The sequence below is a fragment of the Ruegeria sp. N7 genome, from assembly GCF_056531345.1.
On sequence record NZ_JBQFLR010000020.1, the window covers coordinates 16,707 to 30,291 of the forward strand.

16 protein-coding genes are annotated in these 13,585 nt (G+C 61.4%); 6 read left to right on the plus strand and 10 right to left on the minus strand.

The window, feature by feature from the left end; genetic code table 11:
- The first annotated feature begins 106 nt into the window (after nt 1–106).
- Nucleotides 107–1,006 (plus strand): hypothetical protein, encoded by a 900-nt coding sequence (locus tag ACR0ES_RS17540; protein ID WP_480560525.1) that lies wholly within the window; start codon nt 107–109, stop codon nt 1,004–1,006.
- Between the two features lie 88 nt (nt 1,007–1,094).
- Here ACR0ES_RS17540 and rpsO read toward each other — a convergent pair whose 3' ends face one another.
- The 6 genes from rpsO to rbfA all read right to left on the minus strand — a co-directional run bounded on the left by rpsO (nt 1,095) and on the right by rbfA (nt 5,258).
- Nucleotides 1,095–1,364: a 30S ribosomal protein S15 gene (rpsO, locus tag ACR0ES_RS17545; protein WP_170329634.1), complete on the minus strand. Its 270-nt coding sequence runs from the start codon at nt 1,362–1,364 to the stop codon at nt 1,095–1,097.
- Between the two features lie 144 nt (nt 1,365–1,508).
- A complete protein-coding gene (locus ACR0ES_RS17550; RefSeq protein WP_480774269.1) occupies nt 1,509–2,543 on the minus strand; it encodes a calcium-binding protein in 1,035 nt (344 codons plus the stop codon).
- 94 nt (nt 2,544–2,637) lie between these two features.
- Nucleotides 2,638–3,141 carry a DUF1643 domain-containing protein gene (locus ACR0ES_RS17555; RefSeq protein ID WP_209598417.1) on the minus strand — a complete coding sequence of 168 codons (504 nt, stop codon included), beginning with the start codon at nt 3,139–3,141 and terminating at the stop codon, nt 2,638–2,640.
- A gap of 21 nt (nt 3,142–3,162) precedes the next feature.
- Complete coding sequence (gene truB / locus ACR0ES_RS17560; RefSeq protein ID WP_480774280.1) at nt 3,163–4,068, minus strand: tRNA pseudouridine(55) synthase TruB; 906 nt, start codon at nt 4,066–4,068, stop codon at nt 3,163–3,165.
- A 54-nt stretch (nt 4,069–4,122) separates the two neighbouring features.
- Entirely contained in the window at nt 4,123–4,866 is a 744-nt protein-coding gene (locus ACR0ES_RS17565; RefSeq protein WP_480506508.1) for a phosphodiester glycosidase family protein, read from the minus strand.
- Nucleotides 4,863–5,258: a 30S ribosome-binding factor RbfA gene (gene rbfA / locus ACR0ES_RS17570; RefSeq protein WP_209505090.1), complete on the minus strand. Its 396-nt coding sequence runs from the start codon at nt 5,256–5,258 to the stop codon at nt 4,863–4,865. The genes ACR0ES_RS17565 and rbfA overlap by 4 nt, the downstream gene beginning before the upstream one ends.
- A 92-nt stretch (nt 5,259–5,350) precedes the next feature.
- On the opposite strand from rbfA, the gene dapB reads away from it, so the two are divergent.
- Entirely contained in the window at nt 5,351–6,160 is an 810-nt protein-coding gene (gene dapB / locus ACR0ES_RS17575; protein ID WP_480487790.1) for a 4-hydroxy-tetrahydrodipicolinate reductase, read from the plus strand.
- 39 nt (nt 6,161–6,199) lie between these two features.
- Nucleotides 6,200–6,883: a DUF2306 domain-containing protein gene (locus ACR0ES_RS17580; protein WP_480487788.1), complete on the plus strand. Its 684-nt coding sequence runs from the start codon at nt 6,200–6,202 to the stop codon at nt 6,881–6,883.
- Here the strand turns inward: ACR0ES_RS17580 and ACR0ES_RS17585 are convergent.
- From ACR0ES_RS17585 to tmpA, 3 genes are read right to left on the minus strand one after another with little or no spacing between them, the layout of a single operon-like run.
- Nucleotides 6,870–7,538, minus strand: a complete 669-nt coding sequence (locus tag ACR0ES_RS17585; RefSeq protein WP_267363508.1) for an ureidoglycolate lyase — start codon at nt 7,536–7,538, stop codon at nt 6,870–6,872. The two genes, ACR0ES_RS17580 and ACR0ES_RS17585, sit on opposite strands and share 14 nt — an antisense overlap.
- Nucleotides 7,535–8,125, minus strand: coding sequence for a (R)-1-hydroxy-2-trimethylaminoethylphosphonate oxygenase (gene tmpB / locus ACR0ES_RS17590; protein WP_267363507.1), 591 nt, complete (start codon nt 8,123–8,125; stop codon nt 7,535–7,537). The genes ACR0ES_RS17585 and tmpB overlap by 4 nt, the downstream gene beginning before the upstream one ends.
- Nucleotides 8,122–9,258, minus strand: a complete 1,137-nt coding sequence (gene tmpA / locus ACR0ES_RS17595; protein WP_480774268.1) for a 2-trimethylaminoethylphosphonate dioxygenase — start codon at nt 9,256–9,258, stop codon at nt 8,122–8,124. Before tmpA ends, tmpB begins: the two co-directional genes overlap by 4 nt.
- 99 nt (nt 9,259–9,357) lie before the next feature.
- Here tmpA and ACR0ES_RS17600 point away from each other — a divergent pair, with 99 nt between their 5' ends.
- Nucleotides 9,358–10,212 (plus strand): LysR family transcriptional regulator, encoded by an 855-nt coding sequence (locus ACR0ES_RS17600; RefSeq protein WP_480622587.1) that lies wholly within the window; start codon nt 9,358–9,360, stop codon nt 10,210–10,212.
- Between the two features lie 4 nt (nt 10,213–10,216).
- Here the strand turns inward: ACR0ES_RS17600 and ACR0ES_RS17605 are convergent, their stop codons facing one another.
- On the minus strand, nt 10,217–10,399 hold the full coding sequence (locus tag ACR0ES_RS17605; RefSeq protein ID WP_209505084.1) for a DUF1674 domain-containing protein: 183 nt from the start codon (nt 10,397–10,399) through the stop codon (nt 10,217–10,219).
- A gap of 88 nt (nt 10,400–10,487) precedes the next feature.
- On the opposite strand from ACR0ES_RS17605, the gene ACR0ES_RS17610 reads away from it, so the two are divergent.
- Nucleotides 10,488–11,747, plus strand: coding sequence for an RsmB/NOP family class I SAM-dependent RNA methyltransferase (locus ACR0ES_RS17610; protein WP_480871423.1), 1,260 nt, complete (start codon nt 10,488–10,490; stop codon nt 11,745–11,747).
- A gap of 89 nt (nt 11,748–11,836) precedes the next feature.
- Entirely contained in the window at nt 11,837–13,576 is a 1,740-nt protein-coding gene (locus ACR0ES_RS17615; protein WP_480871424.1) for a heparinase II/III family protein, read from the plus strand.
- The last annotated feature ends 9 nt before the right edge of the window (nt 13,577–13,585 follow it).

The following is a 13,585-nucleotide window of genomic DNA, read 5'->3' on the forward strand; positions in this document are numbered from 1 at the left end:
TTGGCGGCGACCGGTTGTTCAAGTGTGATGTTCACCACAGAGAGATTTCAAAACTCGTCTATTGTGCAGGCTTATTGTGTCAAAGTTAATGAAAGTAGGTTTACCCATGAAGCTCCATTCCGCCTCTGGCATTTCATTCAACCCTGATGTGTTCGACGAGTCATTTATCGAGATGCTTGACAACCTCCCCGAGGACGCGGTCGAGGACATCGACCTTGATGCAGGCCCCAAGATGCCACTGATGACAGCCCCGGCCACCGAACCAAGCGCGGCGGACGTGGCCGCGATCATGGAAAGCGCATGGGAAGAGCTTTATGCCTCAGACGAAGGGGCCGATATCCGGGCGCTTCCGGCCGACCAACAGGCGCAGATCAAGGCGCGGTTCCTGTCCCCCGACCCGATACCCGAGGCCGAAGCCGCCACGGTTCCCGTCGATGCCGCGCCGTTTTCAGTGCAGGAAACCGCGGACAGCCTGATCCTGATGCAAGGGGACACGCCGCTTTTGGGGGCACCGCTGGGCACCAGCAGGAAAAAGCGCAAGAAAGCCGCGCTGAACACCTTTATCGGGGCCGCCGCCAAGGCGTTTGCCGATATCATCACGATGGCCATGGCCGCGCTGGGGGTTTATCAGGCGCTCGGAACCAAGACGGTCACGCGCGCAGGGGCCGGGATTGCTGTCAAATGCAGCGGTCCGATCAGCCGCCACGCCGGTGCAATCGCCAAGGCCGGAACGGCGGGCAGCGATCTGGCCATGATGAAGGCCATGCTGGGCGTCGCCAAGGCGTCTGTCGGGTTCACCAAACTTGCGGGCATCGTTCTGACCGACATGAGCGGCCTGGAAAAAGCCGCCGCGATTGCCACCTGCGTCGGCGGCATGACTCTGGCCGTCGCCTCGGCAAGCGGGTCGTTCTGGGTGTCGATGCTGGCGATGGTAACCGCAGTTGCGATGTTCGTGATCGACACCGCCTTGGCGGTCGATACCTACAAAAAGTGGCAGGCGATCTGACCCGAAATCAAAGACGCCCGCCATTTGGGCGGGCGTACAAATCTTACAGACCGGGGTTCAGAACCGGTACAAAACGTAACAAATACGTTTAGCGGCGGATGCCCAGCTTTTTGATCAGGTCCTGGTAACGCGCCTCTTCCTTGCCCTTCAGGTAGTCCAGCAGCTTACGGCGCTGAGCAACCATTTTCAGCAGACCACGACGACCGTGGTTGTCTTTCTTGTGGGTCTTGAAGTGCTCGGTCAGGGTGTTGATGCGCGAGGTCAGGATAGCAACCTGTACTTCAGGCGAACCGGTGTCGCCTTCTTTGGTTGCGAATTCTTGCATGACGCGTGCTTTTTCAGCGGCAGTGATCGACATCGGGGTCTCCTTTAAAAGGTTAGAGTTGATGGCGCAGGCCGGGATGTCGTCCAGCACAGGCCCATGGAGAAAACCGCACCGATTCCGATGCGGATGGGCGCGTATAAGCGCAATTGACCCAAATGGCAAAGGGTTTCTGCGGGCTCAGGCCATCTGCCCGTATTGCGCCAACTGGGCTTCGGTGATCAGCTGAATGTCGGCCGCTGTCATCCCTTCGGCACCATATACCTGCGCAACTTCTTGGCCATCTATGAAAACCCTTGTCAGGTTGGCGTTTTCGGCGTCGACCTCAACCTCGATTGCCGGGTCGGTCTCATCCTCCCACGTCACCAGCAGCTTGTCTTCGCCGGGTTGAAACCCCATCACGGTCACCTGATCGTCGCCTGGGTTCAACACGATATCATCGGCCCCGTCTCCGCCCGTTACCACGTCTTTGCCGCCTGCCAGAATGGTATCGTCACCCGCACCGCCGTTCAGGAAATCCCTTTCGGCGGCCCCCTCTTCGATCCCGAAAACAAAGTCGTCTCCATCCCCGCCAAAGACGGTATCCTCACCTTCGCCCCCGTTCAGAACATCGTCCCCGAACCCGCCCTGCAACGCATCATCCCCTGCGCCACCGTCCAGCCTGTCGTCGCCCTGACCGCCAAACAGTTCGTCCTCACCCGCACCGCCATCCAGTGTGTCGTCACCAAAGTGACCGTAAAGGGCGTCCTCCCCGTCATCTCCGAACAAGAGGTCGTCATCCGCCTCACCGTGCAGGATGTCATTTCCCTGCCCGCCCGATATCTCATCCGCGCCGTCGCCCCCGTGCAGAACGTCGTTGCCCTTGGCACCGCTTATCGTGTCGTCCCCGCCATAGCCGTTGATCTGATCGACACCGTCCTGCCCGGTAATCACGTCCGAACCATCGTCACCGGCAATCACGAGATCGCCTTCAAACTCCGAGATCACAGTCCCGGTGGAGGGTGCCTCGTCACTGTCCGGCGAAGGTTCGGTGTCGGTGCTTTCCGGATCTTCGACACCCTCGCCGATGACCAGAAACTCACCAGTATCAACCTCGGCTGATGGTTCACCTTCGGGGTTTTCATCCGGCGTGTCGTCCTCTTCGATCAGAAAATCGCTCATCGCGTAAGCAGCGCCGCCGATGGCGGCCAGTCCAAGCAATCCGGCCAGAAACATGGAACCCCTCCGAAAGCATGATGCTCCGAGGGTGGAATATCCCATATCGCCCGTCACAGGGTCAAAGGTAAACCTTTGAAATGGTTAACCCTTGTCACCAGAGCTCAGGCTGCTGCGTATAGGCGATATAAAGCGGATGTTTGGGGTGGCCGTCCTTGGTCAGGCCCAGATGGAACAGCGATTGGCCGGTGCCGCGCAACAGGGTTTCCACCGCAGGGCCACGCTCCAGATGCGCGCCATGCGTGCCCCAGGCCGCGATGACCTGATCGGCCCATTGCACGCCGTCCAGAATGGCCGCGTCATTCTCGGGCCCGACCGGATCGGCGGCAGCCCGCATCTTGCGCGGGTCGGTATCGCGCCACGCAAAGATGTTCGTGACCTGAAACGCCCCGAACCCCAACGCGCGTGCGCGCCGTTCACAGCGTTCAACCGTCGGATCGTTCTGCACCTCGGTCGCGGTTGACGGGTTCAGCATCACAAATAATGCCTTGCGCCCTTCAGGGTCCCAGATGCGGGTCAGGCTATAGCGGTATTTCTCGCAATCGGAGTATATGGCGGTCGAGGGCGCGTCGCCCTTGGTGTGGGAACGGGTGATCATGCCCTTCGCCTAACACGGCTCTCAGTCGACGAACACCCGGCTGGGGTGCAATTCACCGGATTTATAGATGCCAACGGCCACGGCCTTGCCGTCGAATGATGCCCAGGCCTCGTCGCCGTATTCAATGTCTGAGGCCAGCACCATGCCCGGATTGCCATTGCGCAGACGGGTTGCCCCCTCGGCGGTGCATTTCAGCTCGGGCAGGTCGGACAGGCCGGTTTCCAGTGGGTGCAGATATTCGTCCAGCGCGGTTGTTTTCGCCATCTCGTCGATCTGCTCGATGCTTAACCCGTCCTCGGCCTCGAAGGGGCCGGACCAGATGCGGCGCAGTTCCTTGACGTGGCCGTGGCACCCCAGCGCCTCGCCCAGATCGCGGGCAATCGAGCGGACATAGCCGCCTTTGCCGCAGGTCATTTCCAGCACCACGTGATCTTCGTCGGGGCGGTCGACAAGGATCAGTTCCTCGACCCAGAGGGGGCGGGCGGTCAGTTCCACATCCTCCCCGTCGCGGGCCAGTTTATAGGCGCGTTGGCCGTCGATCTTCACCGCCGAGAATTTGGGCGGCACCTGCATGATATCGCCCAGAAACGGGGTCAGCGCCTGTTTGATGTCATCATCCGAGGGGCGCGCATCGCTTTGCGCGATCACTTCGCCCTCGGCATCGTCCGTGTTGGTGGCCTGCCCCAGTCGCACGGTAAAAGTATAGGCTTTCAAGGCGTCGGTGATATAGGGAACGGTCTTGGTTGCCTCGCCCAAGGCAATTGCCAGAACGCCGGTCGCCTCGGGATCCAGTGTGCCCGCATGGCCCGCCTTTTTGGCATCCATCGCCCAACGCACCTTGTTGACCACGGCGGTCGAGGTCATGCCCGCGGGCTTGTCCACCACCAGCCAGCCGGAAATGTCGCGACCCTTGCGTTTGCGTCCCATCTTGCACCTTGAATCTTGCTAAGGCGCGCGAGTTAACGGATCACTCTGCCACTGTCAATTTGCGGGCGTTTCTTCGACGACGCCGACAATCGGCCCCAGCGAGAACCCCAGATCCGAGCGGTTGCTGGCCCGCTCATACATCCGCGAGATATTGCCGTCGAAAAACAGCGCGTTTGGTGTGCCAAGCACATCGCGGAACAGACGCCCGAACTCGTGGAAGGTGACATAATCTTCCGAGATCGCAAACACCGCACGCGTACCATCGGAACTGGTGCCGACGCCATTGCGAACATAAAGCGAGGTCGAATCGGGCAAGAAGCGCGGGTGCAGTTCTCCGTCGATCACAAGCATAGGGCCGGATTGGGTGGCAAAGCGGCAGGTGGGGGCCTGATCCACGTAATCAAGCGTTTCAAACACATCCGCCCGGCCCTCACGGATGCAGAACACGCCATTGGGCAGCAACCCGAAATTTCCGGGGCCGGGGTTGGTGATCACACGCATCTGCTCCTGGCCGTCCTCGACATAATGGCCAACGGGTGAACGGTCGTCGTGATACATGCCCGCGTTCATCGCAAAAGCCAGCCGTTCGCCTTCCGGGGCCAGCACTTCGTTGACCGACGAAAAATGCCCCAATACCTGACCGTCTTCGCCGTTAAGAAACAGCCTCAGATCTTCATTGGCGGCATCGACGTTGCAAACCGTATAACGTTTGTCCTCATGGGTCAGCTTTTCACAAGTGACCGCTCCTGCCTGCGCGGCCCAAAGAAGCGTCGCCAATGTGACAAACGTGCGGATCACTCGTCCAGATCGCGGCGCACCGCGTCCTGTTCGAACATGCGGCGGGTGTCGTCCAGACGGTCGAACGTGTCATCCAGCCGAAAGCGCAGATCGGGCGCGAATTTCAGGCCGACTTTCTTGCCGACCATGCGCCGCAGCTCACCCTTGTTGCGGGCCAGAAGTTCGATCACGTCCTCCTGCCCTCTGCCGCCAAGGGGCAGCACATAGGCGGTGGCGATCTTCAGATCGGGCGAGGTGCGCACCTCACCCACGGTGATCGACATGCGATTCAGGTCGGGGTCGTGGACATCTCCGCGCGCCAGAACTTCCGACAGGGTGCGGCGGATCAGTTCGCCGACACGCAGCTGCCGTTGGGACGGGCCGGGGCCATCGTGGAATTTGTTCTTTGCCATAAACCCCGATCTAAGCGCAAAGCAGGGCTTTGCCAAGCGGGCGCGAACCGGGTAGGAGGCTTTGAGCCGACTTAACGAAAAGGACCAGCGCAATGACCCATATTCCGGGGATCGTCATCACAGGGGCTTCGGGCCGTATGGGGCAGATGCTGATCAAGACCGTGACGGACAGCGATCAGGCGCGTCTGGTCGGCGTGGTCGAACGCAAGGGCCATGACTGGATCGGTCAGGATGTGGGCACGGTCATGGGCGGGCAGGCGCTGGGCGTTACCGTCACCGACGACCCGCTGGAGGCCTTTGCGCAGGCGCAGGCAGTGATCGACTTCACCGCGCCCGAAGCGACACTGGAATTCGCTGCGCTGGCGGCGCAGGCGCGCTGTGTGCATGTGATCGGCACCACCGGCATGTCCGACGAACAGATCGCAGCACTGGAACCCGCGTCGCGCCATGCGGTGATCGTACGAGCCGGAAACATGAGCCTTGGCGTCAACCTTCTGGTGCAATTGACCAAAAAGGTCGCAGCTGCGCTGGATGAGGATTTCGATATCGAGATCATCGAAGGTCACCACCATCACAAGGTAGATGCACCTTCGGGCACCGCCTTGATGCTGGGAGAGGCCGCAGCCGAGGGGCGCGGCGTTGCGTTGTCGGACGTGTCCGACCGGGGCCGGGACGGCATCACCGGTGCGCGCAAGCGTGGAGATATCGGTTTTCACGCTATTCGCGGCGGCGACATCGTGGGGGAACATGATGTCCTGTTCGCCGCCCCCGGAGAACGCATCGTCCTGCGCCATCTGGCCACCGACCGCGCCATCTTTGCCCGCGGCGCGTTGAAAGCGGCGCTGTGGGGGCAGGGCAAATCCCCCGGTCAATATGACATGGTGGATGTGCTTGGGCTGTAAGCCATAGACGGGCCGCTCGACGGCGTTACACTCGGGCGTATGCGGAACCTGACATCACGTGTGATGACCGGATTGGTGCTGGTCCTGTTCTATCTGACCCTGCTGCCCTTCGTCGCGCAGGGGTTTGACATGATCGGCGTCGGGCTGTCTGAGAGCGCGGCACAAAAAAGCTACTTGTTTGCCTATGACCAGAGTGTCGCTAATGCGGCGATGATGTTGCATATCCTTGCCGGAACGGTGTTGGTGGCTCTTGTGCCGCTGCAGCTGCTGAAAGGGCTTCGGCTGAAATACAATCGGTTTCACCGCGGCTTGGGTGTGGCTCTGATTGCGTCGGCTTTGATCACCGGGCTGGCAGGAATGACCTATATCCCCCTGCGGGGAACGATCGGTGGACCGATGATGTCTGCAGCGTTTTTCTTGTATGGGCTCTGCCTGTTCACTGCAGCTCTGATGGTGGCGCGCATGGCTGTAATCCCGGATCGTGCTGGCCATTGGGCATGGGGTCTGCGGCTGTTCTGGCTGGCGCTGGGGTCGTGGCTCTACCGTGTGCATTATACGGTTTGGTATCTGTTGACCGGCGGGTTGGGGTCAGAGCCTGATTTCTCGGGCCCTTTCGATCAGGTTCAGAACTTCGCGTTCTTCGTACCATACCTGCTGGCTACGCAGATTTGGATCGCGCGTTGCCGATCTGCTCATCGGGGGGCTCTGATCACAAATCCCTGATCTTGTCGGCGCGCAGCGGGCAGGCGAGGTAGACGCCAAATTCCTGACCGATATCAGCGCTGACGCGGGCGTGCACCGCACCCTGCCGATCGAGGAACCGCTGGTTGTCTTCAACCGGGAATATCCCCTCGTGCCAGATACCGGGATGGATATACAGCCCGCGCGAACCGTCGCACCAGAACGCCACCACCTTTTCTGGTGTCAGGTTGTCGCCGGGCAATGCAGCAGGAATGATGAAGGGCTTGTTGTCGAGCGGCCAGAACATCTGCCCGCCATCCGGGTGGTAGTTCATGTGCCACAGCAGCACCTGATCGCGGGGCGCTGTTTGGCGGCTTGTCTGTGCCTGCTGCGGATCGGTGGACCAGCCGAGGACATAGTGGCCATTGACCGCTTCGTTCTCGCCATAAAGTACGTCGCCCTTCCACTCACCACGAAAGGTGCCTTCGACCCAGCCGCCTTCGTCGCCGGTGCCTTCATCGATCGGCCGCCACCCCTGTTGTGGCCAGCGGGTGATCTCGATCTCGAACCCTTCGGGATCATCGACCAGACACCCATAGCCTTTGACCGAGGCGTCCGTCGCGCGGATCAGGGGAACCTCGTGCCAGGGCAACGACGGTTTGGTGCTGGCTTCAAAGATATATTCCGGGGCGTTCATGCGGCCTCCATGTGCTTGTCGACCATACGCTGCACCATCGGCGCAAAATGTGCAAAGTCAGGGGTTTCCATATCCGCGCGTTTTCCGGCCTCATCCAGATAGCGGACCTGAATGATCTCTTTCAGGTTCGGGTTGGCTTCGAATGCGGCAACTTCTTCGGCGCTCATCGGACCACCTTGCAGTTCCAACGTGTGAACCGATGCGGCGGACAGGCGATTGAAATACTCGGGTTTGGTGGCACAAAGATACCGCTTGGCCGCCACGTGATAGCGGCAGCAATCGGTGATGACCGAAGGGAAGAACTGCTCCAGTACCTCGGCGCCCGCGTCCTCATGATGACGGTCTTCGGTGTCATCCGGGTGGTAGGTGCCGAACTCGGATGTGAAATGGCCGATGTCGTGCAGCAAGGCGCCCACGATAATTTCCTCGGGCATCCCGTTCTGCTCGGCAATGGTGGCGCCTTGCAGCATGTGCTGGGCCATGGTGACAGGCTCGCCCAGATATTCTTCACCGCCGCGGCGCGCAAAGATGTCACCGATGAAGGCGACGATATTGTCCCGGTTCAGGGTCGAGAAATCAGGTTTCATTCCGCCGCCTCCGGTTGCGCCATCTCCATCGCCGCCAGTGTGGACAGCAACCCGTCCTTGTCGGCGTAACATCCCTGCAACCAGCGCGATCCGGCCCCGGAATAGCCAAGCCGCGCGTGCAGGACGCGGGTGTTGTCGACGATAAAGCTTTCCCCCGGTTCCAGTTTGAACGACACGCCCATCGCCGGATCGTCGATGATATCTCCCAGTTGGCGATAGGCGGCGTAATAAGCCTCCATCTTGTCAAACGGCACATCCACAAAGGGGGCGGAAGAGCGGTTGTTGAAGCGGATGCCGATCAACTCGCCATCCGGCGACAACTCGATCATCGGGCGGCGCGACCGCAGGCAGACCCCGTCCGAGCCCTTGTACTCGAACCGCGCCGGATATCCAGCCAGCAGGGCAAAGCCTTCGGGGTTTGCGTCACGCAGTTTTTCGATGGCGCGGAAGCCGTCAACAACGATGGACTCTCCACCTTCAGCCGAGTTTTCCAGACAATAGAGGATTTGCAAGGTCGGCACCGGGTCGCGATAGGGGTTGTCGGTATGCGCCTGAAGGCCAAGCCCGGTATAGGCAAGGTTGGTCGGGTTCACCTCGGTCCGCACCTCGAAATAGGGGCCATAATTGGTTTCGCGGACATAGCCGAACAGGTCAGCGACCTTCAGCAATGATTCAGGCTCGGTCGGGCCGCCGGTCAGCTTGGCAAAGCCGAACTCGGCCACAGCGGCCAGCCAATTGCGCTTGGCCGCCGGGCTGGCATGGACCTCGTTCCAATCGCCGCTGGGCGCGGCGATGCCACTTTCCCAGGTCGTGATGCCGGGGGCGATGCGACCCAGCGCAATGTCATGATCGCGGTCGTAGCTGTTTTCGGCCAACCAGTCCGCCGGGAAGGTGACGGTTTTGCCCTCAGGCTGGAACGTGACTTGCAGGTCGCCCGCGACCACCTCGGCTGAACTGACCGAGATGTCGGCAGGAATATCGCCGATGGTGATCAGGCGCTGACCGTTGCCCGGCGCTCGGGTATCAGCGTCCAGCGCGTTGTCGCGCAGCCAGATGGCGTGGAAACGGGCCTTGGCCCCGGTGTCAAACGCGACTGTAACAATCGAGGTGTCGTGGGTGGCGGTGCGCAGCATTGGGGGTCTCCTGTTCGGCGCGAGCTTTGGTTGAGCAGATACGCCGTTCGTGGCATTACGACAATTAATCCTTATTTCGGCTGAGGCTTGGAAAAACTAATGGCTAAGAATAAGACCGGATTACCGCCGCTGGATTGGTTGCGCGTGTTCGAAGCCGCTGGGCGGCTTGGCGGGTTCTCGGCGGCTGCGAAAGAGTTCGGGTTGACGCAGGCCGCCGTCAGCCAAAGGATCGGCAATCTTGAGGCGTGGCTGGGCCGGTCCCTGTTTGTGCGCGAGGCGCGCGGCGTGTCGCTGACGGTCGAAGGTGAAAGCTATCTGCCGTTGGTGCAGGACAGCCTGCTGGCGTTGGAACGCAACACTGAGGATCTGTTTGGAAAATCGCCACGCGAACTCAGGGTCGCCGGGTTGTCATCAAACATCCACGCCCTTGTTGTACCAGCCCTGCCTGTGTTCCGAAATCTGCGCCCCGAGGTGCGGGTGATGACCGACTCGGTTGCGCGCCGGTCGTCGCTGGATGAGGAACGCACCTGGCTGCAAATCCGCTATGGTCGCGGCGTGTGGGCCGGGCGCGACGCGGCATTGATCGCGCATGAGGTGCTGGTGCCGATGGCCGCGCCGGGCGTTGAATGGGGTGCCCCCCTGATCGATCTGCGCGGCGAGCGTCCGGGTTGGCGCGAGTGGAACCGGAAATACGGGCACGGGGACGTCGCGCCATCACATGTCAGTTTCGATTCGATGGAACACGCCGTTTCGGCGGCAAGGCGCGGAATGGGGATTGTGCTGGGCTCGGTTCCGCTGGCGTCCGGTGATCTAAAGGATGGCCGGTTGCGCAGGTTAGAGCTGCCAGAGCTGCAGACCAAGGACGGATATTGGCTGACATGGCCCGAAGATCGGGCGCAGTCCAGAAAACAGCGCGCCCTGATCGATGATTTTCTGAAGGCGCTGCGCGGCTGAGGGCCTAGAAATCGATGGCGATGCCTTTCTTTTCCCAATCACCGTAACGGGCGGGGTCCAGCCCATCGCGCCCGCCCAGTTCCTTGGGCATTTCCCTGGCTTCGGCCTGGGCTTTTTGGCGGCGTTCTTCCGCTTCGGCCAGCGCGCGTTGGGCGGCGGGGGGCAGGTCTTTGCGGTCGTCACTCATGACATCGGGTTCCTTTCCGTGCATAGCCTTGATATACGCCCGCGTCCGCCAATGGCAATGCGGGCACAGGTCACATGAAGGCGGTACTATGACAAACAGCGCGACAGCAGCACGGCGCAGCGCAATCTATCTGTTGGATCAGGTTCTGGGCGAAGGCCGCCTGTTGTCTGAATGCCTCGCTGCGGGCGCTTTGGATCGGTTGGGGCCAGAGGATCGCGCGCGTGCCCAGCGGCTGGCGTCGGAAACCCTGCGCGGGCTGGAGCGCGCCGACCGTCTGCTGGACAATCACCTGAACCGAACACCCGCCCTGACCGTACACAACGCGCTGCGGCTGGGCGCGGTCGAGCTGTGCAACGGGGAAGCTGCGCATGGGGTGGTGAACTCCATGGTTGAAATCATCAGCCGCTCGCGCAAGCACGGGCGTCTGAAAGGGCTGGTGAATGCCGTTTTGCGCAAGGTCGCGTCCGAGGGTCCCGAAGCATGGCCGAAAATGCGTGTCCCGCGCCTGCCGGAGTGGTTGCGAGACCCGCTGCTCGCGGCGTGGGGTGCCGAAGCGGTGGCCGGAATGGAACAGGCGCATTTCGCGGGCGCACCACTGGACCTTACACTGAAGCCGGGGGCGGAAAGCCCTTCGGGCGAAAAACTTCCCACCGGGTCTGTGCGTATTCTGGAAGCGGGTCAGGTCTCGGCCTTGCCGGGATACAAGGCTGGGGAGTGGTGGGTGCAGGACGCGGCAGCCGCGCTGCCGGTGCGTGTTCTGGCACCGAAGGCGGGCGAAAAGGTGTTGGACCTTTGCGCGGCACCGGGTGGTAAAACCATGCAACTGGCTGCGGCGGGCGCGGATGTGACGGCGCTGGATGTATCCGCGGCGCGCACAGAACGCGTGCGCGAAAACCTAGCGCGAACCGGATTGACGGCAGAAGTCATCGTGGGTGACGCGCTGGACCATCAGGGTCAGTACGACGCGATTTTGCTGGACGCGCCCTGCTCGGCCACGGGTACGATCCGCAGGCATCCTGACTTGCCGTTTGCCAAGGATGGCTCGGAATTTGGCGGATTGATCGAATTGCAGGCGCAGATGTTGGCCCACGCATGGACGCTGCTGAAACCCGGCGGGCGGCTGGTCTATTGCACCTGTTCGCTTCTGCCGGATGAGGGCGAGGTTCAGATCGAAGACGCGCTGGGTATGTATTCGGACATGCGTGTTGATCGCGAGGCACTGAAGCTCTCCGGCATCGAAGACAACTGGATCACCGAGGAAGGCGGCCTGCGTCTGCGGCCCGACTACTGGCCCGATCGAGGGGGTATGGACGGGTTCTATATCGCCTGCCTGAACAAATCCGCCTGAGTGCACGCTTTTCGATGACTTGACGATCGGCGCGGTCTATCGTTGGGTCTCAAGCGCCAGCAGAGCGCAAGGGGCAGAGTAACACGCGCATGTCAAATTCGGACACCATGGCCAGTCGGTGGATGCGGTTTCAGAACCGTTTCTACGCGCGTCTCAGCCAACGGCAAAAGACCGCCACGGGGTTTGTTGCGCAGCCCCAGCCGCGCACCGTTGGTTCGTTTGCGCGCGGGCGGCAGCTGGTTGCGGGGAATCTCTTGTTCGCCGGCTATCTGGTCGAGGCAGACGATACAGCGTTGTGGGATGTCATTGCCCCCAGCGCCGGCTTTGACGAGGAACGCCATGGTTTTGCATGGCTGGATGATCTGGCCGCCGTCGGTGATATGCGCGCACGGGAAAAAGCGCAGCGCTGGGTCTGGGGCTGGATCGAGGCGCATGGCCGCGGGCAGGGCCCGGGCTGGGTACCTGACCTGACCGGGCGGCGTGTGATGCGCTGGATCAACCATGCACTCTTTCTGCTGCGCGGGGCAGATGAGAAGCAAAGCAAACTGTTCTTTCGGTCTTTGGCGCAACAAACATGGTTCCTGTCCAAACGCTGGCAAGCTGCGACGCCCGGGTTGCCGCGTTTCGAGGCGCTGGCCGGCCTAGTACAAGCCGGGTTGGCGCTGGAGGGGCTGGAGCAGATGGCCGATCCGGCCTTGCGGGCTTTGGCTGGCGAGTGTGACCGGCAAGTGGATGCGCAGGGCGGTATTCCAACACGCAACCCGGAAGAGCTGCTTGAAGTGTTCATGCTGCTCAGCTGGACGTCGGCGGCGCTCAGCGATCTTGGACGCGGCACACCTGTTGCGCAGGCCAAGGCGATCAAGCGGATCGCACCGACCTTGCGCAGTCTGCGCCATGCGGATGGCGCGCTGGCGCGGTTTCACGGCGGTGGGCGCGGGGTCGAAGGGCGGCTGGAACAGGCGCTTGCGCAAAGCGGCGTCAAGCACAAGGCGGCGACCGAACTGCCAATGGGCTATGCCCGCTTGTCCGCAGCACGCACCACGGTGATCGTGGATGCCAGCGCGCCGCCGTCCGGAGCGGCCTCATTCAACGCGCACGCATCCACGCTGGCGTTCGAGCTGACCTCGGGGCGTCGCCCTTTGATCGTGAATTGTGGATCGGGGGCCAGTTTCGGGTTGGATTGGCGCCGTGCCGGGCGTGCGACCCCATCTCACTCAACCCTGTGTCTGGACGGGTTCTCGAGCGCGCGGTTGGCCAACCCGTTGCCGGGCCGCGAAAGTCAGGCGCTGGTCGATGCGCCGCGGGACGTTCCGGTCGATTTTGAAGATGCGTTCGAAGGCATCCGTTTCATGGCTGGGCATGACGGATATGTCAAAGTCTTCGGGCTGACCCACGCGCGCACATTCGAATTGCGCTTTGACGGGCGTGAGCTGACGGTCGAGGATATTCTGCTGACCGCAACCGACAAGGCCAAGCGTCAGTTCGACAGGGCGATGGACGCCTCGGGCCTCAGGGGCGTTGGCTATGACATCCGTTTTCATCTGCATCCTGACGTTGATGCTGCGCTGGATCTGGGCGGGGCGGCAGTGTCGATGGCGCTCAAAAGCGGCGAGATCTGGGTTTTCCGCCATGATGGTGTGGGAAAATTATCTGTCGAACCAAGTGTTTACCTTGAAAAAGGACGTTTAAAGCCACGCGCGACAAAACAGATCGTTCTATCTGGCCGCGCAATGGAGTATGCGACGCGCATCCGGTGGACGCTGAGCAAGGCGCAGGATACAGCCTATGCCGTGCGCGATACGCACCGGGACGAGCCCAAGTTTGACTGACGCCAAAAG